Source organism: Paenibacillus sp. J22R67, assembly GCF_059692175.1.
Map to the genome: position 1 here is coordinate 139,966 of NZ_JCAUAX010000001.1, position 26,324 is coordinate 166,289.

Genomic DNA, 26,324 nt, shown 5'->3' on the forward strand with positions numbered 1-26,324 from the left:
CTCCAAATTTTTCATTCCGAATGAACCTATTTTATTTTACATGATCGCTCTGAAACGATAAAGCTACATCTAAGAATCCATCTTCATTCCCATACATCGCAATATCCGCTTTCCCGTTTCCATCGAAATCAGCGACAGATAACCGTCCGTTCATTTTTCCCCATGGTCCAAAAATAGACAGCAGCTTATACGTATGATCCTCTGTTTGTTGATACACACGATTGGTTAAATTTCCGGAGTCCCAGCGGAGAATATCTTCTCTCCCGTCGCCATTAAAATCACCGAATCGAATGCTGCCTAACTCGTCTGGAATATCGAGCTCTACTTTGTCCAGTTTCCACTGCATACTCGTCTGATCCAGTTCAAATTCCACGCCTTGCGATGTATTTTCTTTAAACAACATCAGTTTCTGCTGATTTTGGTTAAGTAAATTCCGCACGATTAAATCACGAGATGCACTTGATCTGAACGTATAAGGTTTAATGATTTTAACTTCGTTTCCGTGCAGGTATACGCCGAGAAGCTTACTTCGATCCTGCGATTGACCAGCTAGAATACAGTCGCCATTAGGCTGCCTTAGTTCATATAAATCGTACCAGCGATTAGCTGGAATCGGCCAGACTTGGCTGCGCTTGAATGAATCTCCCGTTGATGCGTAAGCTTCAAGCTTGCCGTTTGGACGCACGATCCAAAGTCCTTTTTTCTTCGCATCGATTCTGCTGTTTAACGTAAATGCCGAACCATCGGTATACGGAATCGACGCCCAAGCGTGCGAAGCAGGCTGACGGTCATTGCGCAGCTCTGTGTATTGCCCTTGGATGACTGACATTGCAGCCGATTTCTTATCCCATGTCACAATGTCCATCTGTCCGCTGCCGCTGACGTTCCCAATCTCAACTAACGCTGTTTTCGTGTTGCCAACCTTTACTCGTTCCGCCGGTGTAAAAGGGACATAATCATGAATCGAATAGAATGGATATCCCTTCAGCTGAATTTGTGAGATCAATTTTTGAAGTACACTTTTATTCTCACCCGTATATTGGTAAGCTGGAATTCCGTCGCGGACGACAGGAATGCCAAACTCATCAAGCTCAGGCTCCAAATAGCTGAATTCCAAAAAAGGATGATAAAAGAAAGAATAAATGCGTTCTGCTACCCCTAATTGATTCAGTATAAACTTCTCATCTTTGCCCATTGGAATATAGGAAAGCGTCGTTGGTACATATACGCTGCCAAGCGATGTACTTCCGTAACCTTTATTAACGATATTTTCATATCTCGCCACTGGCGGGTTGGGATCGATTGTAACATCTGGTTGATACAGGAGTCCAAAATAGGAACGGAACACCTTATCCTGCTCGGGAGCTGTATGGTAATGCGGTGCTTCCCAGAAATGAGGCGTGATGCCAGCTTTACGGAATCGCCCCCAACCTTCTTTGACCCGACTCTCTGCAAACGCTGTGGTCTTCGTCTCCGGCAAATCGCTGACATTAAACTCATTGCCAACTCCGGAAGCATGCTGGCCATCATCGCGGTGCACTTCTCCCGCTTGATGCGTATAACCGTGCATGCCGATGGTTCCTCGATGTTCAGCAGCCTCTTTGATAACCTTATTAAACGCTTGGATATAAGTATCATCCAACTGATCGATGGATTTATCGTATCGAGCACCGTCTTCTGTCATATTTATCCAACGCGGAACGACAGCCATGGCGAACTGCACGTGTTTCTCGTCCAAATAACCCAGGACCGCCCTTAACTTGCCGAGTCCCTCAAGAGAGCTATAGTAACCGCCTGGTCCAATGTCTTCCAATCGGAACATCATGAACCGCGGATTGTTATCGGCCCCTTCGACCGTCATCATGTGATATAACCCTAGAAATAGGCCACAAGACACTAAGCCAGCAATCCCATACCGCAACCAAGTATTTTTGTGCAGTAACCCTTTAATCAAACAAATTCCCCCCACAGATGCTGAACCTCTGATGCTGTTGGCTACGGATGTGCTCTTCTTTTTATATGAATTGGTTGTGCCCTGCTTCAATTCCTTCAAAAAAAATGACGAATTTTCAATCTCAAATAATCTGTATGCGCTTACAAATAATGTAAGTCAATCGCCCTGCTGTTTTACTTTGTCGGTTTTTGTTTTCTTAACCCATTTTATCACCCCCTGCATGAATTGAAAATAATAAATCAACCGCCTGGCGGTTTGACTCAGATAAGATGAAGTGCTACAATTCAAACAAATTTGGTTGTACGCTGCACAAGGAGGGGATGACTCTTGCATCGATTTACGCGGCAACATCAGTGGAAAATATTGGTCTGGATCATTCTCGGTTTATTTATTTTCCCTTTGACTCCACCAATTTCCCATCATTTTTCATCAGATACAGAAATACTTGTTCTCGCCAATACCACGCAAGTTCTTTCGATTCAGGAGCATGTTCCTACAAAAAAAACGATCTATACACGCTTCGATAAGCTCCTATGGCCGTATGATATTTTTACGCAATATGAAATTACCATTTTTGTCATATTCATTGTTTATCTAGTCAAGAAAATTTGGCTTAGATTAAAAAGCATTCTTCTGTCATTCCTTAAATTCACCTCGGGTTATACGGGCCTCATTCTTCCTATTTCATAAACGCTACGTTAGAAATGAATGATGGAAAAGAGGAACCTATAATGTCTAACCTTACAAATGGAGCGGTGCAAATAAGCTCCCAGCATCAAAAGTTGACCCGTCTCAAATTTTTACGCAGAGTCATGTTTATGATCATTGGATCAGCCCTAGTATCTGTCGCTTTAGAAATCTTTCTAGTCCCGAATAACATCATTGATGGCGGTATTGTGGGTATTTCAATCATTTTGTCGCATTTAACCCACTTCCCGTTAGGCATTTTTCTGGTGTTGTTAAACCTGCCATTTCTATTGATCGGCTATAAGCAGATTGGTAAAACCTTTGCCCTATCTACGCTATTTTCCGTTATCTTAATGTCTATCGGAACGACCCTGCTCCATCCCGTTCAAGCATTCACGATTGATCCTCTGTTAGCCGCAGTTTTCGGCGGTATTATACTGGGTATCGGTGTCGGACTCGTTATCCGTTCTGGCGGTTCACTGGATGGGACTGAAATTGTCGCGATCTTGTTTAGCAAAAAATCACCGTTTTCTGTTGGCGAAATCGTGATGTTTTTCAACTTCTTCATTCTCGGCAGCGCAGGTTTTGTGTTCGGCTGGGATCATGCCATGTACTCGCTGATTGCGTATTACATTGCATTCAAAATGATTGATATCACCATCGAAGGATTGGATCAATCCAAATCCGTTTGGATTATCAGCGATGAGTTCAATAAAATCGGTGATTCCATCACCTCCCGTTTAGGCCGTGGTGTCACTTATCTCAAAGGCGAAGGCGCGTTCACGGGAGATGACAAGAAAGTCATCTTCAGTGTCATTACCCGGCTGGAAGAGGCCAAATTAAAATCCATCGTCGATGAGCTGGATCCCAAAGCCTTTCTCGCCATCGGAAACATTCACGATGTCAAAGGCGGCCGCTTCAAAAAGAAAGACATTCACTAAACACAATAAAAGGGTTGAACAGGAGCTTGCCTGTTCAACCCTTTTATTCATCTCCAGTAGCTTCTCAGATCGACCTTCTGGCCGCTCTTCGCGCTGTCAATGGCGCCAAGTACCATCGCCATGCTCTTGATGTTGTCGCGGCAATCCGTCTCCGCAGGACGTCCCTGCTCCAGCGCCGCGAACATCTCGTCCAAGCAGCCAGCGTGCCCGCTGCGACCCTGCCAGCTCACTTCCGCGTCTATACGCGTATGCTCGCGGAGGAACTTGCCGGTTTGGTCGCCGCCGGCTACAATCTCAGCGTACGGTGCGCCAGCACCGTCCCAGATGGCACTGCCGGTCTCGCCCGTCACGCGCCATGACGCCTCCCAGGAGGTCGGCGCCCCTTCCGCGCACCAGGAGCCGCGGTAACAAAACACCGTGCCGTCTGACATCTCATAGATGCAGATCGCAGAAGCATTCCCGGCGTACCAGGAGCCGGGAGGGTTAAATTCCTGGCAGTACACCGACACCGGGTCTGCCCCTGTAATAAAGCGAGCCTGATCGAATGTATGGATCGCCATGTCCAGGATCAGCGGGCTTTCCATCGCATCGCGAAAGCCCCCGAAGTGCGGGCCGAGGAAGAAATCGGCCCCCACATACCCCACGCGGCCGATCGTGCCCGCGTGAATGAGCTCGCACAGGGCGCGGATGTTTGCGTCATAGCGCCGGTTTTGCATGACGGAGAGCGATGCTCCCGCCTGCTCCACCTGCCGCACGAGCTCGCGTGCTTCTGCCATGGTGGCAGCCATCGGCTTCTCGCCGAAGACGTTGCAGCCTTGGCGAAGCGCCGTCGTCGCCACCTGGAAATGGCTGGCCGGTATGGTGATGTCCAGCACCAGATTCGCGCCTGTCTCCCCAATGGCTTGCTCCAGATCTGTGTAAATTCCGCATGTAAGATCATGCCTATCCGCCATCGCCTGAGCGAATTCCTTCTTGATATCAACGAGTGCCACAATCGAGCAATCTTCTCGTTTTAACACGTAGTCAACCCAGACTTTTGCCATGCCTCCGCAACCAACGATCACAATTTGATGCTTACTCATTTAAGTAGTCACGCTCCTCTATTGCGTCTATATAAACCTATTTTATCCCTTTTGTCTGGCACATGCTCTATCCAATCTTGACGGATAATCGCCACATCTTGTCCTAACTTAACCGCTTACATCCAGTTCTGAAAAAAGACGTCCCTTCTGCACCATCGAATACCAAAACATTCGGGAGTGTCAAAATGGACGTCTTTATGATCATTTATTCTTATTTTACCGATAGGATTCAAACAAATCGAACATGAAGTGCATCGCTTCTTCCTCGTCCTTACCCTTGGTCAGTAAGCGCAGCATAGTTCCCGCTCTGATCGGTACCAATAACATACCTAGTAAACTTTTCACATCGACACAGTGCTTGGAATGATCATACTCAAAATCAATGGTAATGTCAGACATAAAATGAGAAGATTTAGCCGAAATCGCCGTTAGATCACTTCGCTGCAAATCAGCACCAAGCTCGAATTCATGTACTCTCATAGACGCGCCTTCCTTATGTTTAAAATTTAGGAAATCTCATCTCTTCCACTTAGATTGTACCACGAGTTCGGCGGAATTTCTTCCATTTCCGATAGCTTCTCCGCACAACATTTAAAGCGAAATTAGGAATAGGCATTTTACGAACCCACGGATAATAAAATCGGTCATAAGCGTTCTTCAAATCATCCCACATTGGACAATATTCCTGTTTCATGAAATCCGAAACGTCCACGACTAATCCTCGGCCATCTTTCATCATCACATTTTTCCCATGAACATCGTGTGGATTTAGTCCTCTATTTACCGCATATGCTAATGCTTCATCTATATCCTGAATCACCTGCCTCGGGATAGGAAGCCCGCGCTGCAAACATTTATATAGCGTAACGCCAGTTAATCGGCGCAGAACTAAGTAATTTTCCCCGGCATGTAAACATTCGGAATAAGCAGGATGCTTGCCTAGTCGTCGATAGACTTCTGTTTCTTCCTCGATTCCTGGCCTGCCTGGCGCATACACTTTAACAACAAGATCCGAATAATTGGGGTGCATAAGTACCGCAGCATAGTTACCTGAACCAAGCAATTTCCACGGTTTCGGAATATAATGAACGACAATCGGTTCGTAGGGTTGTTTACTGTATATCTCTAATTGTGGTAATAATTGATGTTCGATTTCGAGCAACCAAGGCTTTAACATTATTTCTTTAGACTTCCTTCCCCCACTAATAAATGCCTCTCCAAGAGCATCTGATTCGTGGTTTGTTAATTTCTGCTATGTGTGGTATTATACAAAGATATTTGTGTAAAGTGAAGTGTTGATTATGCGCCTATTAATATTTACTAGATTCCTATATAAATCAATAAATCCCTTGTCCTAAGCTGCACCTTAGGTCAAGGGATTTTTTTTCCTTCGGGAAACACTTCTGCAGGAGGTCATCATTAATGACTGGAGACAACAAATCATCCGTGTTCGCGATTTGGTTATCGCTAATCAGCAACATTTTTCTCACCATCATGAAGATTATTATCGGGTTATGGTTCCAAAGTGAAGTTTTACTTGCCGATGGGCTCCATAATGCCGGGGATATTATCGCCACAATCGCAGCGCTTAGCGCCATGCGTATATCCAAACTTCCAGCCGATGAGGACCACCCTTATGGACATGGCAAAGCCGAGGTGCTTGGTTCCGGATTTGTCGCTTTTGTCTTACTTATTGCTGCTCTTTATATTGGCTATCATTCTACTGTTGCCTTATTTCATGAGCCTCAATCCCCGAGCTGGGTCGCTTTTACTGCATCTATTATTTCAACCGTTTGGAAATATGTGCTATATAAATACACGATGCGAATTGGTGTTAGCACGAACAGCAAGGGGCTGATCGCGACTGCGAAAGATCACTTAGCGGATGTCTATGCGTCGCTTGCCGCAGTTGTAGGTATTGGCTTGGCTTTTGTCGGGGGAGCCTATGACATTGGGTGGTTATCCTTTGGCGATGCCGCGGCGGGAATTATCGTATCCTTGCTTGTTCTAAGATTAGCCGTGGAAATGGGCAAAGAATCCTTCGATATTTTGATGGAGAAAACGGTTGATCAAGAGAAACTTCACCAGTACATCTTACTTATCGAGGCGGTGCCCCAAGTAAAACGAATAGACCGTATTCGTGCTCGCGAACATGGTCACTACATTCTTGTAGACGCTAGAATATCCATACCTGGTGAACTAACCGTTCAAGAAGGGCACGACATTACCCGTGTGATCAAAAAGTCGATCATGGATCAGCACGCGGATGTAGATGAAGTTCTCATCCACTTGAATCCCTGGTATGAAGATTAAAGGATTGAACAGCGAAAAGACGCTAATCAGGCACTTAACCTGACTAGCGTCTTTTCACATATATCGTAGTTTAGTTGCCTTCAAAGAAACGAAGATAGGCGCCATATCCTTCTTTTTCCATATCAGCTAGCGGAACGAAACGAAGCGCCGCCGAATTGATGCAGTATCTGAGTTTAGTTGGTCCCGGACCATCATTAAACACGTGACCCAAATGTGAATCCGCTTCTTGACTGCGAACTTCTGTCCGGACCATGAAGTGGCTGGTGTCCGTTTTCTCTTTCACGGTGCCTTCGAATACCGGCTTCGTGAAGCTAGGCCAACCGCAGCCAGAATCGAATTTATCAATGGATGTGAACAACGGTTCGCCTGAAACGATGTCTACGTACAATCCTCTTTCATGGGAGTCCCAGAATTCATTCTCAAAAGGGCGTTCTGTTGCATTATTTTGCGTAACTTCAAACTGCAGCGGAGTAAGTTTTGTCTTACGTTCCTCTTTATCTTTAGCTGTGTTCCAATGTTTTTGGATAAACGCATCACGCCCGGAGCCCTTGCGATATGCTTTGTAGCGCAGCGGATTTTTATGATGATAATCCTGGTGATAGTCCTCTCCAGGGTAGAAAGCATCCGCATCAATACGCACGATTTCCGTTGCGATTGGAGCGTTAAAACGGCCGCTGTCCTGCAACGCTTGCTTGGAGGCTTCTGCTTCCACCTTCTGCTGATCCGTATGTGCGAAAATCGCTGTACGGTAAGATGAGCCGCGGTCATGGAACTGACCGCCAGCATCTGTAGGGTCGATTTGGCGCCAATAGGTATCCAATAATTTATTGTACGAAAAAAGTTCAGGATCAAATGTAATTTGGACGGCTTCAGCGTGCCCAGTTGTTTCCGAGCATACCTCTTCATACGTCGGATTACTTGTATGTCCACCTATATAACCAGATACGACGGACACAATCCCTGGCAGCTGGTCGAACGGCGTAACCATGCACCAGAAGCATCCCCCGGCAAATGTTGCCTTGTCATACTTGCTTTGTTGAACGTTAGTTTCCATCTCTTTCTCCACCTCTTTCATTGAAATCACTTCTATCATACCAAAAGTTTGCGCGATAACCAAAAAGACACCGTCCACTTGCGTGAACGATGCCTTCGTTATGCCATTTCGAGCTTACAGATTGTTGAAAATGTCCGTAAGAACTGGAACGATTTGCGATTTACGGGAAACTACACCTTTAAGAATTGCTTTGTTATCTGCAAGTGTTACATTGTACGCTTTTTCAACTGCTTCAGCTTTGCGTCCAAGTGCAAGACCAACGGAATCATTGTTGAGAATGTCTGTAACAACGAATAGGAACAAATCAAGGTTTTTCTCGCCAATGATTGTGTTCAGAGCAGCTTCGATTTCAGCTTGCTTCGCAAGCACATCATTCACGTCCACTGCATTCACTTGTGCGATTTCAACTTTGTAGCTGCCCATTTGGAACTCTTTTGCGTCCAGGGAGATCAATTGTGCAACTGTTTTGTCGCTCAGATCCGCGCCGGCTTTCAGCATGTCAAGACCATATACTTCAGCGTCTACGCCTGCAATGGCTGCAAGTTCACGAGCTGCGGCAACGTCTTGCTCTGTGCAAGTTGGGGATTTGAACAACAAGGAATCTGAAATGATAGCAGAAAGCATCAAACCAGCGATGTCCTTATCGATGGAAACACCGTTTTCTTTGTACAATTTATTCAAAATTGTTGCTGTGCAGCCAACTGGCTCCGCACGGTAGTATAGCGGGTGGCTAGTTTCAAAATTTGCAATACGATGATGGTCGATAACTTCCACTACACGCACTTGATCAATATCCGTAGCGCTTTGCTGACGTTCAACGTGGTCAACCAAGATCACATTCGCCGCTTCATTCGCAACCGTTTCAACTTGACGAGGCGCCGCGACCTTAAATGTATCTAATGCAAATTGTGTTTCACCATTCACGCTGCCTAGACGAACGGCTTCAACCTCTTGGCCAAGCTTCGTTTTCAGTGCTGCATAAGAAATTGCTGAAGTGATTGAATCAGTGTCCGGATTTTTATGTCCGAAAATAAGTGTTTTTGACATGATACGACTCCTTATTAGTAAAAGTGTAGGAAGAGCTTTCAATCTCTACCTACGATTATACTAAAAAATCTCAGTAAATCCATTACTAAACCAAAACCTTAATAATGAATGGTGAAATTACCGGCTTATACAGGCTTTCGTTTGTTATAGCCGCGATCATCATACGGCTGCAGCTGCTCCAACCATTTGTCTTCCAGCTTCCTCAAGGCGTCGTCCTCGTCGAAGTACCCTGTTTCCTTTACTTCAAGCACTTCCAATACCTCTACTTCAAATACGCTGCTCCCAAATTCGTTCAATTCCAATTGCAGAGCACTATTCATGTGTTTACCCATGTCAAGCTCCATTCGCTTGCCATTCAAGGAACGCAAATTTTTCGTGCTCGAAATCCATCGTTTATCATTCACCGTATTGCGGATTTGGAATACACCTGATTCCTTTTTTGTCTCTTTGTACATTTGTTGCAGTTCTTGTCTCCGTTGATTTGATTCTCTTTTTGTCATGTTCTCATTTTCATCCTTTCAACCAATATTGACTGCCATCTGGTTCGCGGTCCAGAAACCCATATTCAATAAGATACCTGCGGACTTTCACATAGTCGTGAAACACCGGCTTTAACAATTCATTGACTTCCTTTTCTCCATAAAAGCGATCCAGTTCGAATCGTTTGGCGATCTCACGCAGAACAACAAACTTATGTTTCTCTTGCTGCGAAAAGGAGGTAAGTTTTCCCGAAGTGCCTTCTGGGAAATATTTTTGAACAATCTGTTCATACTCATCCTGCGTTACATTGTATCGTTCATCCACCATCGTAGCCGTTTTATGAATATCTACAAAGGTTGGCGCATGCTGATCTTTTTCTTTCAATAGCTCCATCATGGTTAGAAAAACCTTGGCCTGCCGCTCTTTTTCCTTCAGTCCAAAGCGATGATTCCGAATGGTTGAGGCGCTGCCAATCCCAAGTTCCTGCTGTACCTCACTATCGTTCTTGCCTTCATAGAAAAGCTTCAGCAAACTATTCTGATGATCAGTTAAGCCAGTGAGCTTTTTGTCCAGTCCGATTAAATAGTGAAAAACCGAAATATGCGCATGCTGGATGTGCCATTTCATATAACGCTCTGCTTCATATAGAATTCCGCTTTCCGGATAGATAATTCCCGCTTCCGTCCGCTTGCCGCAAAGCAGACAGGTATAGAAATCATTCTCTTTCACATAACCGCGTTTCCAGTCATCGATTGAAGCCTGCCAAAACTTATCAAACACTTCCAAAGCAAACACTTCCTCAAGTTGTTTATTAATTCATAGACATTATATTATTTTGTTTATTAAAATGTCAACGAAACGCAAAAAAAAGGATAACCCACGGTTACCCCATAAACATGTAAATCTCATCCGCGTGAACTGCGCATTGCAAATAAAAGCGTCGGCCCGTCTGGCTGGTGTGTCCCTGCTTCAACAAACTGCCGGTACGCTTCCGACTCCATCGGATAGATCGCTATTTTGCCTTCTTCATCGTAGTGAACGCCCCAACCGTGCTTCTTAGGAAGCATGGAAGCTCGCAGACAGGGGTGATTCTTAGCAAACAACGCCTCACGAATTTCTGCACCGTGCAGCTCGCTGTCCGTATCTGGAATCTGCTTGTGCTGTAGATGTACGGCATAAATGAGTTCGCCTTGCGTGAATTTATACGGGTTCTGCGACAACAGCTCATATTGAATCCGATGAGCTGTTTTGCTTTCTTTTTTCATCGGCGGAACGACGCCCATTTCAACTGGACAATCTGCTGCCACCTGAATGAACGTATTCGTATAACTCATATGCTCATCGTTATAAGGCATAGGTTAACTCACTCCTTTCCCCTATTTATTTCCATTATACACCCATTTTCAAACGAGCTTCCACATAGGCGGCGACGCCATCCTGATCATTGTTAGGCACAATTTCATCTGCCATGCTCAAAATCTCAGAATGCGCATTTTCCACAGCAATTTTGCGGCCAGCAGCGAGGAACATACCGACATCATTAAGGTTATCGCCAAATACCGTGATATCGCCGGGCGCACAGCCAACGTGTTTTGCCCATAAAAGGAGCCCTTCCTGTTTGTTAGCTTGCGGATGGCTAAATTCCAGAAAATAATGATGCTCAATATAATTGTCTTTCATCAAATGAACGTGAACCTCTGTGCCAAATGCTGTAGTGACGGCCTGTTTAAGTGGCTCCAGCTCCTCCAGTAAACCAATATAAGTGATGATCAGCGTTCGTAAATGGGGGGGACAGCTTAGCTCTTTCACTTCGCTGAATCTAGGATCATTCGGTCGACTTGCAGCAAATTGCAGATCTCCTGTTCTAATAAGCTTTTCATGCAAGACCTTTTCCTGATCTTCATGGTCTAACGCGAATAAGAGAGGAACAAATCCTCTTGATTTGCCGATAGCTAAAATCGCTTCTGTTCGTTCCTGATCAAGAAAGTAACCGTCTAACACGCTTTCATGCACGGGGTCAAATAGTAAAGCCCCATTGTAAAGTACAAGCGGGTATCGCCATGGAATTTGAGAAACAACAGCCGTAGAGCTTTGATAACTCCTTGCTGTTGCATAGCTGATAACCGTTCCAGCTTCTAAAGCTTCAGTGACTACACGCACACTGTAATCAGATAAGGTGGCATTTGAGCGAAGCAAGGTTCCGTCTAAATCAGTCAAATAATAACCTCTGTTCATCAAACAACCTCCTCACATGGATTCACTTGACACTTCCCCCTTTGAATTGATAACCTACTTGGCGAGAGGTGATGGATCGTGAAAGCTTTCAAACGCCACTGGTGGAAAGGAGGGCTAGCCCTTCTTATCATTCTGATGGGATTAATCTATTGGTACTTGAGACCATACCAACCTAGTCTAGCAGCCTTGTCTGCCATGCAGTCTAATGACGAGATCATGGTCAGTGATGAGGAGCAGGTTATACGGTTTGAACCGAAAACACCTGTACAACCCAGCATCATTTATTATCCTGGCGGTCTCGTGAAGCCAGAGAGCTATGCGACCTATGCCCAAGCATTTGCGCAAGCAGGTCATCGTGTTTATATTGTGAAAATGCCTCTGAATCTGGCCATTTTCGGGGGAGACCGCGCTCAGCCGATTATTGCCGCGAAGCATCCGGATGAGACTTTTCTGCTTGGCGGTCATTCCCTCGGCGGCGTGATGGCAGCTCGTTATGCTGCTGCGCATGCCAGCGAACTGCAAGGCGTGTTTTTCCTTGCTTCCTATCCAGATCCAAAGGGAAGCTTAGTTTCGTCTAATTTGCCTGTGTTCTCCGTCGTAGGCTCAAATGATGGAGCCGTCAATATGGCTGCACTAACCAAGGCAAAAAATGATTTACCAAATACAGCTGAATATCATACGATCCGAGGCGGAAATCATTCGCAATTTGGCAGTTATGGCTTTCAAAAAGGGGATCAGCCTGCAGAAATATCTGCGGAGCAGCAATTGGATGAGACCATCAAACTGCTGCTGGATTGGGAGAAAACAGCTGTTCATCCTGCCAAACGAGCTCAATAATATGAATGTACCGTATTCAAAAGGGGTTGTCCATCAGGTTTTCATAACCTTAGGAGACACCCCTATTTTTTCTGCTATTTACGAGATGTTCACTATACGTTAGGCTTGTCTTAGGAATTACTACCCAAATGTATTATACTTTGGTCAAATACGAAAACAGGAGAAAAGCAATGAAGGAACCTCTCCCGCCAACCAATTATGAAATCGCTCAAGTTTGTCTGTTAGCCGGTAAAATTATGCTCGAAAACGGCGGTGAAACCTATCGTGTCGAAGATACCATGACCCACGTAGCAGAAGGGTTTGGTGTCCCTAACTCACATAGCTTCGTCACACCCACCGGCATTATTTTCTCGATCGATGGGCCTGAGCAGACGACAAGACTGATTCGAATTTCGGAACGATCAACCGATCTGCATAAAGTAACCGTCGTGAATGCGATCTCCAGACGCATCAGCAAAGGAGATTTAACACCTCAGGAGGCCTATCGCCTGCTTTCAGAGATCGATGCGGCCAATACCAGCTTTCCGACATGGGTTAAAATACTTGCCGCCGCGGTAGCGAGCGGTTGTTTCTTAATCATGTTCAAAGGGATGTGGCATGACTTCCTACCGGCATTTGTTACTGGCGGGGCAGGTTTAACCTTCCTCGGTTATTTTAATCGCTTAGTTCGAATTAAGTTCTTTGCTGAATTCCTGGCCTCATTATTCATAGGAGCGTTAGCTTTTTTATTCGTGTACATAGGATTTGGTCATGATTTGGATACGATCATTATCGGTTCGGTGATGCCGCTAGTTCCAGGGCTCCTCATTACGAACGCGGTGAGGGATTTAATGGCTGGTCATTTTGTGTCAGGCGTTTCTAAGGGCGCTGAGGCCTTTTTAACGGCTTTTGCAATCGGGGCCGGGATTGCCTTCGTCTTATCCTTTTACAATGGGGAGGGCATGGCGTGAATATGCTTGGGCAGCTCGTCACCAGCTTCATCTCAACGGCAGCTTTTGCCATTCTTTTCAATGTGCCTAGAAGCACGATCATCCAATGTGGATTCATTGGAATGGTTGGTTGGATGATGTACGTTTCTTCACAATTGATTCCCATAGATCCAATTCTGGCAACTCTGATTGCGTCTTTCTTGGTAACTGTCATTAGCCAATTTTTTGCTAGAATTTACAAGACTCCGGTCATTGTGTTCAGTGTCGCTGGAATTATTCCCTTAGTACCAGGCGGTTTAGCTTATGACGCGATGAAAAATGCCGTCCTCAATCATTACGATGTTGCCGTGCAGCTGGCTGCCAAAGCCTTCATGCTCTCTGGCGCAATCGCGATCGGACTTGTCTTCTCCGAAGTGTTGAACCAGCTTTTTCGCCGGAGGGCCAAATAGCCATTTTTGACCTATCACAATAGGTCGCAGAACATTCATAGGTTTAACCTATAAATATGATCGGATTTATATCTTAGATTTTTCCTTCTTTTCCCTATAAAATAGTCCCAAGAAGCAAATACCGCCAAACAACGATAAGGAGATGATCCCCATGACTGCGAAATATAATGATCAGCTGATAACGAAATTCGATGAGATCGCTGAAAAGTACGATGGTCAACGAAGGAAGCTCATTCCCTGCTTTGATGATTTCTACAGGACGGCCACTTCGCTTGTTCGGCCGCAAGCTGCTTCACCACGCATTCTTGATCTCGGTGCTGGAACGGGACTTCTCTCCTCCTATATCATGGGCCAATATCCAGAAGCACAGCTAACGTTAATCGACCTATCCCAAGGGATGCTAGACATCGCTAAGCTGCGATTTAGTGAGTCGAGCTCAAATTTGACAATTCAGGCAGGCGATTACACCGCTTTTGAATCAGACGAACCCTTTGATTGTGTGGTATCGGCCTTGTCCATTCATCATCTGGAGGATCAAGCCAAACAGAACCTATATGAGCGGATTTTTGAGCTGCTAAAGCCTGGAGGGATCTTCGTAAATGCGGAACAAGTCCAAGGTAGTACGCCTTTTCTTGATCGCTTGTATCGCGCGGATTGGGAAGCGAAAATAGAAGCAACTGACTTAACCCGCGAAGAGCTTCAAGCCGCCTATGAAAGAACCAAACTGGATAAAATGGCGCCTCTCGATCAGCAGCTTACTTGGCTTAAAGCCTGCGGCTTCGCAGATGTAGACTGTGTCTACAAATATTACAACTTTGTCGTCATGTTCGCTCAGAAGCCAGAAGCTTAACCTTACCAAAACGAAGGTTTGGCCACCATGAACCACATCATCGTCAGCGTAATGATCACATACCAGATTAACGCGCTGCGCAGTTGGTTCACTAATACGCTGCGGTCATCGTGTGGCGCACGGAGCTTTCGCAGCAGCGGTGAAAACGCACGCGCAATAAAATATAAGGAAGCTACCATAATGAGCACCGTGAAAACGATCCATGATGTTTTCCAAGTCCATGCCGTTAGCCAAGTTAGCAAAATTCCGGTCGCTACCAACACATGGCCAGCATGTTTCGTAAGCCGTACCGTTATGCGGAAGGGCTCCAAATACTCAGGCAGAAGCTCAAACGGCGCTGTTCTGATTTTCGCCAATAAAGGAAATAACACAAAATAAGGACCAATGCTGAGTACAACACTAAAAATATGAATATATAAAAGCAATATGTACCAGGACAACTCCATCATCCATTCTGTAGAAAAATTCAATAAAACAGTGTAGATCCTACGATCCACACTGTTTTTTTCATCTCTTATTCGGCTTTTTGAAATTCGTGTACCCATACTTTCATTTGTGGCAGCCAAGGCATGCCAGGATGAATGGATAAGATACTGTCGCGATATTCGTCGATCGTCTCATGTCCTTCAGCTTTTGCATCATCCACTGTCAGTTCACCAAGCGCTTGCTGGTAGACTTTCGTTACAGTAAACGTATTGCCCTGAAGATCCATCGTTTCACCGATGTCTGCATAACGTCCGTTACGTCTGCAAGCTGTTTTTTGGCCAGCTAATACTTTGCCAACTTCAGCTTCTTTGGTCACAAGGCGGTCAATGGTGCAAGTTTTTGGTGGTAATGTTTCGTTCATCGTTGTTTCCCTCCTTTTTCCAGTACTCATTATAACCAATGAGATCCGATTTGTCGAACGCTGCGGATTCCCTACTCTCTGAGCGCTTCCTTCAGCTTCGTAGACATGCTGTCCATTGAACCGGCTGTGGACCGCTTAACTCCGCGAAGCTTGGCTATTTCCTGCTTAAGCTTCTCGTTCTCCAACTTCAAACGTTCATTCTCTGCGATTAATTGTTCTTTATCCATGATGTTCACCTGAGCTTTCGATAAAAATGCCCCCTCTCCGCTTGCAGAGCATCACGGTGGATTCTCTCCATGCGTCAAAAGGGGGCTTGCTTATTGCCTTATTTCTTTGATTCAATCGTATAAAGACGGGCTGACTCGCTCCACACTTCGCCTGGCTCCAGACTCACTAGACCGATTTGATCAGCTGGCATATCGACATTAGGGGCGTTAACCAAATTCATTTGTGGCTCTGGACAGAAGAAGCCTTCTGTAGCGCCATTGTTCCAGATCATCCATTGTTTATAGGATGTACCCACATCATACACAAGTTTGACGCCTTCGCGTGCGTCTGTCAATTCCATGTAGTTACGTCCATTTTGTGGAGCCGTCGTATAATGATTGTCCATTGACTCGAAGAATGGGGATAAGCCTCCGACTTTCATCTTCGCTTCCTCACTTGACAGCGGTTGATACTCGCCAGTCGGCAGCATTCTCTCGCTCATTTCCCAACGATCGCCGATGGTCATTTTGAAACTGTAATCCGATGCTTGTGAATTCGGCGCAAAAGGCGCATTGATCGTTGTATGGTAGGCAATTAGGCAAGGCATCGCTTCTTGACCTTCATTATGGACAGAAATATGCTGTTGCAAACCGAATTGATTCAGCACATAAGTCAAGCGGAGCGTGAACTCGAACGGTAAATACGTATACACGGAATGCCCTTCTCTAACTTTAAGCGCTAAAGTGACACTGCTGTCGCTTTCATTTGTGCCAAATCTTTCTACTTCCCAAGGGATATCATGGACAAAACCATGCAGATGATTGCCCGTTTTTGGCTCATTAACCGGAAATTGAAAAACCTTGCCCTTCCAAGGAAATTTCCCGTCTTCGTAACGGTTCGGCGGAAATAAAACAGGAATACCATGTATAATAGGACGTTCTTTAAACGCTTCCATTTCATCAAGGGATGGCTCACGCAGAAAGCGGTATTCCTTTTCGTTGTCTCTAAAAGCAATCAAGTTCGCGCCGATTTCCGGTAAAACAGCTGCTTCATAACGGCCCGCTTGCAGCCACACCGCTTTCTCTCCTTGGAATGTTCCTTCGTAGGCTTTCGTTGTCATCTGTGTAATCCTCCTAATGCGATGCCCATAATTTGGACAGGCTCATATGATTTTACTTTAAAGCATGAGAAACAAGGAAGTCAATGGATGAAAATTGCACGGATATCGACAAAAGTGACTTTTTTATTCAGGCGGAAAAAGAAAACCGTCTTCCCTCAAGGGAAGAACGGTCCTCAGTTGTACGTACAGTTGAATGGCTTGCGATTCTAGTGCTTCCAAGCCGCCTCGCCCCAACGAAGTTCGTTCCGGAACTGCAGCGTAGATGTGTTTTTATTAATAATGACAACTTCAATACCAGCTAATTCTGCCCAATCTACCAACTGTTCTGTAGTTACTTGGTAGGAGAAGACGGTGTGATGAGCCCCGCCTGCATAGATCCATGCTTCTGCTGAATCACGCAGGGACGGCTGCGGCTTCCATAAAACGCGCGCCACGGGCAGCTTAGGCATCTCTTTCACAGGCTTTACCGCATCCACTTCGTTAATTAACAAGCGGAAACGGTTGCCCATATCGATAAGGGATGCATTCAGTGCTGGGCCGGAAGCTCCATCAAAAACAAGGCGTGCTGGATCAGCTTTCCCGCCGATTCCAAGCGGATGAACCTCAATTTTTGGACGTGTCGCCGCAATTGTCGGGCAAATCTCCAACATATGAGCGCCAAGTACAAGCTCAGCTCCTGGCTCCATATGATATGTGTAATCCTCCATGAAGGAAGTCCCTTTATTGCCTGCGATAATCTTCATGACACGTGTGAGTGCTGCTGTTTTCCAGTCACCTTCACCGCCAAAGCCATACCCTTGCCCCATCAAGCGCTGAACGGCAAGTCCTGGGAGCTGCTTGAGACCATGAAGATCTTCGAACGACGTCGTGAATGCGCCGAAACCGCCCTCCTGCAGAAAGCTCTTCATACCAAGTTCAATGCGGGCTTGCTCACGAATCGCCTCACGCACCGGACCTGCTGAACGTCCCTCTGGCGTTATATCATAAACTTCATTGTATTCATCCATTAATTGATCCACTTCCGACTCGGAAATGTCTCTTACGCGCTGAACAAGATCGCCTACACCATACCCATTGATGGACCAACCGAATTTAATTTGCGCTTCTACTTTGTCCCCTTCAGTTACAGCCACTTCGCGCATGTTATCGCCAAAACGAGCCACTTTCAAGCTGCGTCCTTCAACAAAAGCTACCGCTGTGCTCATCCATCCTGCAATGCGGGAAAGGACAACAGGATCTTCCCAGTAACCAACAACCACTTTACGGGAAATGCCCATACGCGCTCCAATAAAGCCATACTCACGATCACCGTGCGCCGCTTGATTGAGATTCATGAAATCCATATCAATCGTTTCCCATGGGATATCGCGATTGAATTGGGTATGTAAGTGGAGCAGCGGCTTGCGGTACTCGGCTAGGCCAGCTATCCACATTTTCGCTGGAGAAAATGTATGCATCCAAGTAATTATACCTGCACAGTTGTCATCCGCATTAGCATCCAAACATAGTCTGCGAATAGCATCTGGCGTCGTCAACACTTGTTTGAACACAAGCTTACAAGGTATCGAGGGATCACGGTCAATTCCTTCTGTAATCTGTTTCGAATGATCCTCTACTTGGAGCAATGTCTCAGGTCCGTATAAGTGTTGACTTCCGGTTACAAACCAAAATACCTTTTCTGCTGAAGCTTTCATGGCAATTTTGCCTCCTTGGATTATGGGAATGGATGAATGTGAATTAGTGCCGCGCTTCCTCACGGATTGCACGAAGGCGTTTCATGACATCGTTCTCTCCGCGACCAAAATAATCGTGCAGCTTGCTGTACTCTTGGTAAAGCTTCTCGTAAACAGCAACATTTTCTGGGATAGGTTTAAAGGTATCTTTGCGTACACGCGCCATTTTCTGTGCGGCATCTACGATATTATCGTAACCGCCCTTGGCTGCGCCTGCGGCAACGGCACCGAACATGGCTGCACCTAGCGCCGGCGTTTGTTTGGAATCAGCGATTTTAATCTCACGATTCGTAACATCCGCATAGATTTGCATCAGCAAGCGATTTTTTTGCGGAAGTCCGCCGCATGCATACAATTCCTGTACTTCAACGCCATTATTGTGAAAAGCATCGACAATTTTACGAGTCCCAAAAGCCGTAGCCTCCAGCAGCGATCGATACACCTCTTCCGGCTTCGTCAAAAGCGAGTAGCCAAGAATAAGGCCGTTAAGTTCTGTATCTACCAGTACGGATCGATTTCCATTCCACCAGTCCAACGCGAGCAAACCTGTTTCGCCTGGTTTGTAAGCGGATGCATGACGTTCCAGCCATTCGTGTACATTCGTTCCTTCTTGCTCCGCCGCAGCTTGCACATAAGCAGGTACTCCTTGTTCCACATACCAAGCAAAAATATCACCAACAGCTGACTGCCCAGCTTCGTAGCCTAAATATCCCGGGATGATGCCGTCTTCCACAACACCGCACATGCCTTCAACTTCCCGCTCCTCTGTCCCAAGAAGCATATGGCAAATCGAAGTTCCCATCGCCATCACTAATTTGCCAGGCGTTACAACGCCTACACCCGGCACAGCCGCGTGGGCATCGACATTCCCTACAGCAATGGCGATGCCTGGCTGTAAGCCCATCAATTTAGCCATCGATTCCGTTAATTCACCGGCTTTGGTGCCAAGAGCTACAACCTCACCGCGCAGCTTCGTCTGAGTTACATTCTCCAAACGAGGGTCCAACGCTTTGAAGAACTCGTTACTCGGGAAGCCTTTCTTCTTATGCCAAATCGCTTTATAACCAGCCGTACAGCTGTTACGTACAATCTCAGCTGCGCCTGTCATTTGCGAGACAACCCAGTCAGTCGCTTCTAAGAAACGATCTGTTTGCTCATAAATGTCAGGAGCTTCATTCAATATTTGCCAAACTTTCGCAATCATCCATTCCGATGAAATTTTCCCGCCGTACCGTGGAAGGAAATCTTCGCCTCTGCGCTCAGCGATTTCATTAATCAGGTTCGCTTCGTCTTGGGCAGCATGATGTTTCCACAGCTTCACCCAGCTGTGCGGATTATTCGTCAGCTCAGGATTGAAACAAAGCGGCTGACCTTGCGTATCCACCGGAAGCATCGTGCATGCTGTGAAATCGATACCAAGTCCGATAATATCGGCTGGATCTACGCCGGAAGCTTGCACGACAGCAGGTACTGAGCGCGTAAGTACATCCAGATAATCTTGCGGGTGCTGAAGCGCCCAGTCATATTCAAGTTTAATGCCAGAAATCGGCAGTTTCTCGTCAATAACATTGTGCGGGTACGGGGTCACATGATCTGCAACCTCTGTGCCATCACTCAAATCAACTAGAACGGCGCGTCCGGATTCCGTACCATAGTCAACGCCAATTGCATACTTCTTAGACATAGAGAACCTCCTTCGATTTTCCAATCTCTATGTCCAGTATAACACTTGTACGTACAAGTTGGCTAGATTAAATTTCTCCTCCAGAAAGGCGGATTGTCGACTCCCTGACAATGAGTTCTGGCTTATAGACCTTGCCTGTCTCTCTTCCTGTTACTCGCTTATTCTCGATCATATCGATCAAAAGCTCAGCAGCATCTGTGCCTAACTCCGTTTTGGGATGCGAAAGTGTCGTTAATTTCACCTCAGTTGCCATCGCTAAAGAAGAGTCGTCGAAACCTACTAACGAGACATCTTGAGGCACTTGAAGCCCTAACGTACGTACAGCTTCAAGTAGATGGACAGCCAGCTCATCGTTATAGCAAATGAAAGCGGTTGGACGTTCGTCCTCATGGCTGAGCAAAGAGAGCGCGTGCTCGTAAGGCTTCTGCCTTTTTTCTTCTGTTGTGTAGTGGATGACGAGCTCCGGTAATAATGGAACTTGGTAATGGTGATGGGCGCGAATAAATCCTTTCAGACGATTAATTCCCTGCAAATCATCCGTCTTGAAAAACCCGGCAATCTTGCGATGCCCCAGCTCGATCAGATGCTGCGCCGCCTTGAAGCCGCCCTCTTCATCGTCTACTACTAGAGATGGACAGTTCATCTCCGGATAGCGTTCATTAATCATTAGATACGGAATATGCTGGTAGTCGAGCGAAAGATAATAGTTGAGATTCGGGTTGCCTTCCGCACTTTTCGTAGGCTCTATAATCAAACCGCTTAGGGGCTGGCTTAACATCATCGTCAAACTTTCCTTTTCCTTGTCCTTATCATTGTCTGTTGACGACAAGACAAGTCTGTAGCCTCTTGCACGTAAAGCCGATTCCGCCCCTCTCACGATATGAGGAAAAATATAATCGGATATATACGTGGTCAGGATGCCGATCGTCTGCACATCACGGCCTTTTTGCGTTTGTGGCGTAGATACGAAGGTTCCTTTTCCCTGCATCCGGTACAACCAACCTTCTTGCTCAAGTTCACCAAACGTCTGGCGAACTGTTTGACGACTCATCTGAAATTGTTCGGCAATTTCGTTTTCCGATGGCATCTGATCGTTCGGTTTCAGTCTCCCCGTGTGAAGCCACGTTAAAATTTCCTGTTTAAGCTGTAAGTATTTCGGCATTTGCTTTTCTTTCATGTTTCGGTTTCACCTCAGGCGTTTGATTCTGAACGTAATATTGAACGTATTATAACATTCGCTTAACTTGTATGTACATATTGGGGGGATGTGCAAAAACGACTGGTATGACGGATTAACGAGGTAAGAGGAAATCACGGAGCTGCTGGAGGGTAAGCGAACTAAAGTTGTAACTCAAATACGCTATGACTTGGACGATGCTTCAGCTTGAATAGAAGTGAATAGAAGGAAAATCTGGCGTTAATCGGGGCAACATCGCTCCTGGGAATGAAATAGCCGGAGAAACTACCTTTAAATTATCGATATTGGACGAAATTACCTATATTAGTTGAAATTAGCGGGAGGAAGTACAGTTAATTGGGTTAAAGTGGATAATATGTGGAAAATAACAGGAGTAATCGGTGTTAATGTTAAGCAATCCATCGACTCAACAAAAAACCCGTGAAATCACGGGTTTAATTGCTTGCGCTTCGCAATGATCGATTGATAATCGGGCTGCATATCCGGCATCTGGAGCACATTGAAGCGCTCAACATCGAACACCTCTCCCACCTTCTGCTGAATATGCGCATCCTCATAAAAAGCAAAAAACCTTTGCGGTCTGTACGAGTCGTTCTCCCAGATCCCTTCGCTTTCGTACCCGCCATAGAGTCCCAAATAGAAGATGCCGTCAGGCTTCAGCACGCTCTCAACGTTTCTGAGCACTTCCAGAAGGTTATCTTTCGGCACATGCAGCAAGGCATTCATTGACCAAACCGCATCAAACGACGCTGGCTGCAGATCCAAAGCGAAGAAATCCATGACGTAGGCTTCGAGTCCTTTTTCACGACAAATGGCGACCATCTCTTCAGACAAATCGATGCACACCACCTCGCAGCCGTGTTCCCGCAAATAATCAGCTTGATGACCCGGACCGCTGCCAAGATCTAACACACGCTTGCTGCTGCCACCAGACTTTTCCAATCTCTCTAGGAAACCACTCAGCTCGTCTAACTTCCAAGACTGCATCGTCTCCCCATTTCGTTGTCTAGCCTGCTGGTCATAACTCGCCTTCAGCACCTGTTTGACCTCGGAATCATTCGATGAATCCAAGCTCATCATCCCCCTTTACATCTGCATCCATTGTCCTAACTATTTCTCTAAAACCTGAAGTCCCGCACTCACTAACAGATCGAACCACTCGTCTTCTTCCAAAAGCTCTTCAACTGCTTCAATATCCTCTTCTTTACCGGATTCACTTAAAAAGTTCAGCGCGTAACTCCAATCGTCCTTGTTGCGCATGCTTTGCAGCGTAATTTCATAAGGATGCTCGTGCCCTTCTACGCTGAACTGAACATGTCCAAGGTACCCCTCCGCTTTGCTGTGTTCCATGTTTGCTTTTATGATGGTAATCATCTTAATCTTCCTCTTTCTTTTCTATAAAATGTTCTTGCAATTGCGTCAACCACGACCAAATTGAATCAATCGTCGTTTGCAGATTCGTTGCTTCCTGCCAGATGTAGGGGTTGTGATCTCTAAAATAATCAGCATGTCCGCCAATCATTGGCAAGGTTTTCCTGTGAATAGGTGCATGCTTCAATCGATGCCAGCGTAATACGCCAAAACGAGACTTGATCCAGCCTCCCCAGGTGCCAAGCCGCGGAATCGGGTCCACCTTTTGGTCCATTTGATTGACCCCATTTAGATATAGCACTCGATCCTTCAATTCGGGAGGAATCGCACATTTCGGCGATCCGATCTGGATCACACCAAGTACGGGGATGCCCGCTCTCATCAAAGCTCCTGCCGCTTGAACAGACGCCACAGCACCTGCACTGTGTCCGACAAAAAGCAATTTCTGACCTGGCCTCAAGTGGTCTGTGATCAGCTTTGTTAAGCTTTTGCCGCCATATCGCGAAGGCCTCTTGTGGGCATTATTCCACAGATCACTCGTAATTTCGCGAAGCTGCTTTTGGCGCTGCCGGCTCCAGTCCCCATACGGAAAATGGATAACAACGCGGACCCTCGCACCAGCCTTTTCAAAACAAGCCGCAAGCGCCGCGCCAAACCGGTCCAAGAAATCAGGCGCCGTAGCAAAGCCAGCCGTTATGTAGATGACGATTTCCTCCGATTCGGAGTGAACGGTCATGGATCACTCAGTTCCCTTCACGGCACAACTTCTGCCAAATAAATCAAACACGCGGTTTCGCCCGATTGGTCGGCATAGCAGCCATCGGATCGTCCGGCCAATAATGCTTGGGGTAACGACCTTTAAGATCTTTTTTGACTTCAAAATAAGCATCGCGCCAAAAGCTCGCCAAATCCTTCGTCACCTGGACGGGACGTTGTGCCGGCGATAATAAATGCAGGGTAAGCGGCACCCGCCCTTTGGCAATTCGCGGGGTATCGGACAACCCGAACATTTCTTGCAGACGCACAGACAAAGTCGGCGACTCTGCCACACTATAGTCAACGGGAATGCGCGAACCGCTGGGTACTTGAATGTGAGTTGGCGCCCAATCCTCCAACCATCGCCGCTGCTCCCATGTTAGCATTTCCTCTAATATATTTGTCAAGTTAAGCCGCCCGAGAGCTCCCTTACTTGTCATCCCGTAGAGATGCGGCGCTAACCAATCTTCCAGTGCCTCGAGCAGTGCCTCATCGCGCATATCCGGCCATTCGCCTGCATGACTGTGATGCAGAAAAACAACTCGCTCCTGCAGCTGGCGCGCACTACGACTCCACGGCAGCAGCTCGAGCGACTCAGCACGAATGCCCGTAATCAAAGCTTGCACGAGCAGATCAGGATTAGGCTCATGCAACGGCTTCTCTTTGAGTATAATTGCGCCTAATCGCAGCCGCTGTCTGGCTTTAACACCTCCTGCCGCTGGATCCCAAAGCACTTCCTGTTCCTGCAGGAGGCGATCTCCGAAGGCTTCCAGCAGATCTTCTTCCTCGACAATGGCGGCTAAAAAAATACGGCTTTCCGCCCCATTGTCATCCAGCTCGGCCGCGACGAGATATCGCGCGTTTGAGAGCTCCTGCAGCTCAGGCAGCACGGCGCCACGTCCGCTGCTGAGCAAGAACCGCCCGGTCGATCGCCGCTGCGCGACGCGATCAGGGTAGGCGAAGGCGAGCAGCAAGCCGCTCGCCGATGCCCGCTGCTCGCCCCTCCGTATGCCGAGCGACTGCATCAACCCTTTGGCCTCCGCCGTAATCCGGCGGCATAAGCCAAAGTCAACGTCCGCGCGCTGCTCGCCCTGCGCAGCGCTCCAAAGCACTTCGATGCGGGTGCGAACATCCGTATCACGGCCCCGAGCGCCCGCCAGAATGTCGCGCTCGCTCAGCATCACGGCGAGCTCGCACGCCAGCGCGCCGAGCTCAAGCGGCATGGCTTGCAGCACCATGTGCGCAAGCCGCGGGTGCAGGCCTAACGCCGCCACACGCTTCCCGTGCGGTGTTAGGCCGCCGTCCTCGTGCAGCGCGCCTAGCTGCACGAGCAGTTCCCGCGCCTGCTGATAAGCAGCAGCAGGCGGCATGTCCAGCCAGACCAGCTCCGCTGGGTCTGTCACGCCCCAGGCGGCCAGCTCGAGCGCAAGCGGCGCCAGATCCGCTTCGCGGATCTCTGGCGTGGAGCTTGCCGCTAGCTGCCGCTGCTCGGTCTCGGTCCATAGGCGGTAACACACGCCTGGACCGAGACGGCCTGCCCGGCCCCTGCGCTGATCCGCAGAGGCCGCGGACACGGGCACCGTCGCTAGCCGAGTCATGCCGGTGCGCGGCGAAAAGCGCGGTACTCGCATGAGGCCGCTGTCGATCACAACCGTGACACCTTCGACGGTTAAGGAGGTCTCGGCGATCGAGGTCGCGAGCACGACCTTGCGGTGCCCTGGTAGACTTGGCGCCAGGGCTCGATCCTGCGCCTCCTGCGTCAAATTCCCGTATAGAGGTGCGATCTCCACCTCTTTTCCCAGCTGCAGCGCCGCAAGGCTGCCAGCCACGCGATGGATTTCTGCTGCGCCAGGAAGAAATACAAGTAAGCTGCCTGCATCCATTTGTAAGGCTTGGCGAATGCTTTTAACCACTGTAATTTCTAACTTTTCCTCTTGTTTCGTATTCAAGTAATGCGTTGTAACGGGATAAGCGCGCCCTTCACTTTGAATAATTGGAGCCCGATCCAGCATGTCTGCTACTGGCTCTGCTTCAATCGTCGCAGACATGATGAGAATTCGCAGATCTTCTCGCAGAAGCGTTTGGGATTGCCGGCTTAGCGCCAAGCCCAAGTCAGCATGCAGGCTGCGCTCATGGAACTCATCAAAAATAACAATCCCTACCCCTTCCAGGGCAGGGTCTGTCTGAAGCATACGGGTAAGGACTCCCTCCGTAATGACTTCAATCCGCGTGCTCGGACCTACACAGGTATCATTTTTCACGCGATATCCAACAGTCTGTCCAACCGCTTCATCCAGCAGTCGCGACATATAACGCGCCGCAGCGCGGGCTGCCAATCTCCTAGGCTCCAGCATTAAGATCTTCTGGTTATTCAGCCATGTTTCTTGCAGAAGGGCAAGCGGCACTTGCGTTGTCTTCCCTGCACCCGGCTGAGCGACCAGCACTGCGCATACCTGGTTTCGCAATGCCTCTTTCAATTGCGGGAGAACCGACTCAATCGGTAATGTCTTCATTTCCTTCACTCCGAGCTATCAATAAGTCTTCAGATCG

At 47.2% G+C, this 26,324-nt stretch carries 28 protein-coding genes; 7 read left to right on the forward strand and 21 right to left on the reverse strand.

Going from position 1 to position 26,324, the window contains the following annotated elements; translation table 11 throughout:
• Positions 1-31: 31 nt before the first annotated feature.
• Complete coding sequence (locus AC58VC_RS00700; RefSeq protein ID WP_497366973.1) at positions 32-1,954, reverse strand: DUF2334 domain-containing protein; 1,923 nt, start codon at positions 1,952-1,954, stop codon at positions 32-34.
• Between the two features lie 327 nt (positions 1,955-2,281).
• Here AC58VC_RS00700 and AC58VC_RS00705 point away from each other — a divergent pair, with 327 nt between their 5' ends.
• Both AC58VC_RS00705 and AC58VC_RS00710 read left to right on the forward strand, forming a co-directional pair.
• Positions 2,282-2,644, forward strand: coding sequence for a hypothetical protein (locus AC58VC_RS00705; protein ID WP_497366974.1), 363 nt, complete (start codon positions 2,282-2,284; stop codon positions 2,642-2,644).
• Positions 2,645-2,685: 41 nt separating this feature from the next.
• Positions 2,686-3,582 (forward strand): YitT family protein, encoded by an 897-nt coding sequence (locus AC58VC_RS00710; protein ID WP_497366975.1) that lies wholly within the window; start codon positions 2,686-2,688, stop codon positions 3,580-3,582.
• Positions 3,583-3,629: 47 nt separating this feature from the next.
• Here AC58VC_RS00710 and AC58VC_RS00715 read toward each other — a convergent pair whose 3' ends face one another.
• From AC58VC_RS00715 to AC58VC_RS00725, 3 genes are all read right to left on the reverse strand, one after another.
• Positions 3,630-4,664 (reverse strand): Gfo/Idh/MocA family protein, encoded by a 1,035-nt coding sequence (locus AC58VC_RS00715; RefSeq protein ID WP_497366976.1) that lies wholly within the window; start codon positions 4,662-4,664, stop codon positions 3,630-3,632.
• A gap of 216 nt (positions 4,665-4,880) precedes the next feature.
• Positions 4,881-5,144 carry an HPr family phosphocarrier protein gene (locus AC58VC_RS00720; protein ID WP_497366977.1) on the reverse strand — a complete coding sequence of 88 codons (264 nt, stop codon included), beginning with the start codon at positions 5,142-5,144 and terminating at the stop codon, positions 4,881-4,883.
• Between the two features lie 49 nt (positions 5,145-5,193).
• On the reverse strand, positions 5,194-5,841 hold the full coding sequence (locus AC58VC_RS00725) for a serine/threonine protein kinase (RefSeq protein ID WP_497366978.1): 648 nt from the start codon (positions 5,839-5,841) through the stop codon (positions 5,194-5,196).
• 245 nt (positions 5,842-6,086) lie between these two features.
• Here AC58VC_RS00725 and AC58VC_RS00730 point away from each other — a divergent pair, with 245 nt between their 5' ends.
• Positions 6,087-6,977, forward strand: coding sequence for a cation diffusion facilitator family transporter (locus AC58VC_RS00730; protein ID WP_497366979.1), 891 nt, complete (start codon positions 6,087-6,089; stop codon positions 6,975-6,977).
• A 70-nt stretch (positions 6,978-7,047) separates the two neighbouring features.
• On the opposite strand, the gene msrB is transcribed toward AC58VC_RS00730, so the two are convergent.
• The 6 genes from msrB to AC58VC_RS00760 form a co-directional block, all read right to left on the reverse strand.
• Entirely contained in the window at positions 7,048-8,031 is a 984-nt protein-coding gene (msrB, locus tag AC58VC_RS00735; protein ID WP_497366980.1) for a peptide-methionine (R)-S-oxide reductase MsrB, read from the reverse strand.
• A gap of 114 nt (positions 8,032-8,145) precedes the next feature.
• The gene (locus AC58VC_RS00740; RefSeq protein ID WP_497366981.1) at positions 8,146-9,078 is read right to left on the reverse strand and encodes a manganese-dependent inorganic pyrophosphatase; all 933 of its coding nucleotides are present in this window, start codon (positions 9,076-9,078) and stop codon (positions 8,146-8,148) included.
• Between the two features lie 125 nt (positions 9,079-9,203).
• Positions 9,204-9,578, reverse strand: a complete 375-nt coding sequence (locus AC58VC_RS00745; RefSeq protein WP_497366982.1) for a GIY-YIG nuclease family protein — start codon at positions 9,576-9,578, stop codon at positions 9,204-9,206.
• Between the two features lie 10 nt (positions 9,579-9,588).
• Positions 9,589-10,344, reverse strand: coding sequence for a DUF2087 domain-containing protein (locus tag AC58VC_RS00750; RefSeq protein ID WP_497366983.1), 756 nt, complete (start codon positions 10,342-10,344; stop codon positions 9,589-9,591).
• 119 nt (positions 10,345-10,463) lie between these two features.
• On the reverse strand, positions 10,464-10,913 hold the full coding sequence (locus AC58VC_RS00755; protein WP_497366984.1) for a DUF6157 family protein: 450 nt from the start codon (positions 10,911-10,913) through the stop codon (positions 10,464-10,466).
• A gap of 34 nt (positions 10,914-10,947) precedes the next feature.
• The gene (locus tag AC58VC_RS00760) at positions 10,948-11,793 is read right to left on the reverse strand and encodes an HAD family hydrolase (RefSeq protein WP_497366985.1); all 846 of its coding nucleotides are present in this window, start codon (positions 11,791-11,793) and stop codon (positions 10,948-10,950) included.
• A gap of 78 nt (positions 11,794-11,871) precedes the next feature.
• Between AC58VC_RS00760 and AC58VC_RS00765 the strand changes: the two genes are divergently transcribed.
• The 4 genes from AC58VC_RS00765 to AC58VC_RS00780 all read left to right on the forward strand — a co-directional run bounded on the left by AC58VC_RS00765 (position 11,872) and on the right by AC58VC_RS00780 (position 14,858).
• The gene (locus tag AC58VC_RS00765) at positions 11,872-12,630 is read left to right on the forward strand and encodes an alpha/beta hydrolase (protein WP_497366986.1); all 759 of its coding nucleotides are present in this window, start codon (positions 11,872-11,874) and stop codon (positions 12,628-12,630) included.
• Between the two features lie 170 nt (positions 12,631-12,800).
• The gene (locus AC58VC_RS00770) at positions 12,801-13,580 is read left to right on the forward strand and encodes a threonine/serine exporter family protein (RefSeq protein ID WP_497366987.1); all 780 of its coding nucleotides are present in this window, start codon (positions 12,801-12,803) and stop codon (positions 13,578-13,580) included.
• A 2-nt stretch (positions 13,581-13,582) separates the two neighbouring features.
• Positions 13,583-14,008: a threonine/serine exporter family protein gene (locus AC58VC_RS00775; protein ID WP_161412114.1), complete on the forward strand. Its 426-nt coding sequence runs from the start codon at positions 13,583-13,585 to the stop codon at positions 14,006-14,008.
• Positions 14,009-14,159: 151 nt separating this feature from the next.
• A complete protein-coding gene (locus AC58VC_RS00780; RefSeq protein WP_497366988.1) occupies positions 14,160-14,858 on the forward strand; it encodes a class I SAM-dependent methyltransferase in 699 nt (232 codons plus the stop codon).
• Positions 14,859-14,860: 2 nt separating this feature from the next.
• Here the strand turns inward: AC58VC_RS00780 and AC58VC_RS00785 are convergent, their stop codons facing one another.
• The 11 genes from AC58VC_RS00785 to hrpB form a co-directional block, all read right to left on the reverse strand.
• Positions 14,861-15,328, reverse strand: a complete 468-nt coding sequence (locus AC58VC_RS00785; protein WP_497366989.1) for a hypothetical protein — start codon at positions 15,326-15,328, stop codon at positions 14,861-14,863.
• Between the two features lie 44 nt (positions 15,329-15,372).
• Positions 15,373-15,705 carry an ASCH domain-containing protein gene (locus AC58VC_RS00790; protein ID WP_497366990.1) on the reverse strand — a complete coding sequence of 111 codons (333 nt, stop codon included), beginning with the start codon at positions 15,703-15,705 and terminating at the stop codon, positions 15,373-15,375.
• A gap of 71 nt (positions 15,706-15,776) precedes the next feature.
• On the reverse strand, positions 15,777-15,932 hold the full coding sequence (locus tag AC58VC_RS00795) for a hypothetical protein (protein WP_497366991.1): 156 nt from the start codon (positions 15,930-15,932) through the stop codon (positions 15,777-15,779).
• Positions 15,933-16,030: 98 nt separating this feature from the next.
• Positions 16,031-17,032 carry an aldose 1-epimerase gene (locus AC58VC_RS00800; RefSeq protein ID WP_497366992.1) on the reverse strand — a complete coding sequence of 334 codons (1,002 nt, stop codon included), beginning with the start codon at positions 17,030-17,032 and terminating at the stop codon, positions 16,031-16,033.
• A 206-nt stretch (positions 17,033-17,238) separates the two neighbouring features.
• The gene (gene araA, locus AC58VC_RS00805; RefSeq protein WP_497366993.1) at positions 17,239-18,726 is read right to left on the reverse strand and encodes an L-arabinose isomerase; all 1,488 of its coding nucleotides are present in this window, start codon (positions 18,724-18,726) and stop codon (positions 17,239-17,241) included.
• A 43-nt stretch (positions 18,727-18,769) separates the two neighbouring features.
• Positions 18,770-20,449 (reverse strand): ribulokinase, encoded by a 1,680-nt coding sequence (locus tag AC58VC_RS00810; protein WP_497366994.1) that lies wholly within the window; start codon positions 20,447-20,449, stop codon positions 18,770-18,772.
• A 67-nt stretch (positions 20,450-20,516) separates the two neighbouring features.
• The gene (locus AC58VC_RS00815) at positions 20,517-21,626 is read right to left on the reverse strand and encodes a GntR family transcriptional regulator (RefSeq protein WP_497366995.1); all 1,110 of its coding nucleotides are present in this window, start codon (positions 21,624-21,626) and stop codon (positions 20,517-20,519) included.
• 447 nt (positions 21,627-22,073) lie between these two features.
• Entirely contained in the window at positions 22,074-22,718 is a 645-nt protein-coding gene (locus AC58VC_RS00820; protein WP_497366996.1) for a class I SAM-dependent methyltransferase, read from the reverse strand.
• A gap of 39 nt (positions 22,719-22,757) precedes the next feature.
• Positions 22,758-23,021 carry a hypothetical protein gene (locus AC58VC_RS00825; protein ID WP_497366997.1) on the reverse strand — a complete coding sequence of 88 codons (264 nt, stop codon included), beginning with the start codon at positions 23,019-23,021 and terminating at the stop codon, positions 22,758-22,760.
• A 1-nt stretch (position 23,022) separates the two neighbouring features.
• Positions 23,023-23,754, reverse strand: a complete 732-nt coding sequence (locus AC58VC_RS00830) for a hypothetical protein (protein WP_497366998.1) — start codon at positions 23,752-23,754, stop codon at positions 23,023-23,025.
• A 43-nt stretch (positions 23,755-23,797) separates the two neighbouring features.
• Complete coding sequence (gene hrpB, locus AC58VC_RS00835) at positions 23,798-26,287, reverse strand: ATP-dependent helicase HrpB (protein WP_497366999.1); 2,490 nt, start codon at positions 26,285-26,287, stop codon at positions 23,798-23,800.
• Positions 26,288-26,324: the final 37 nt, after the last annotated feature.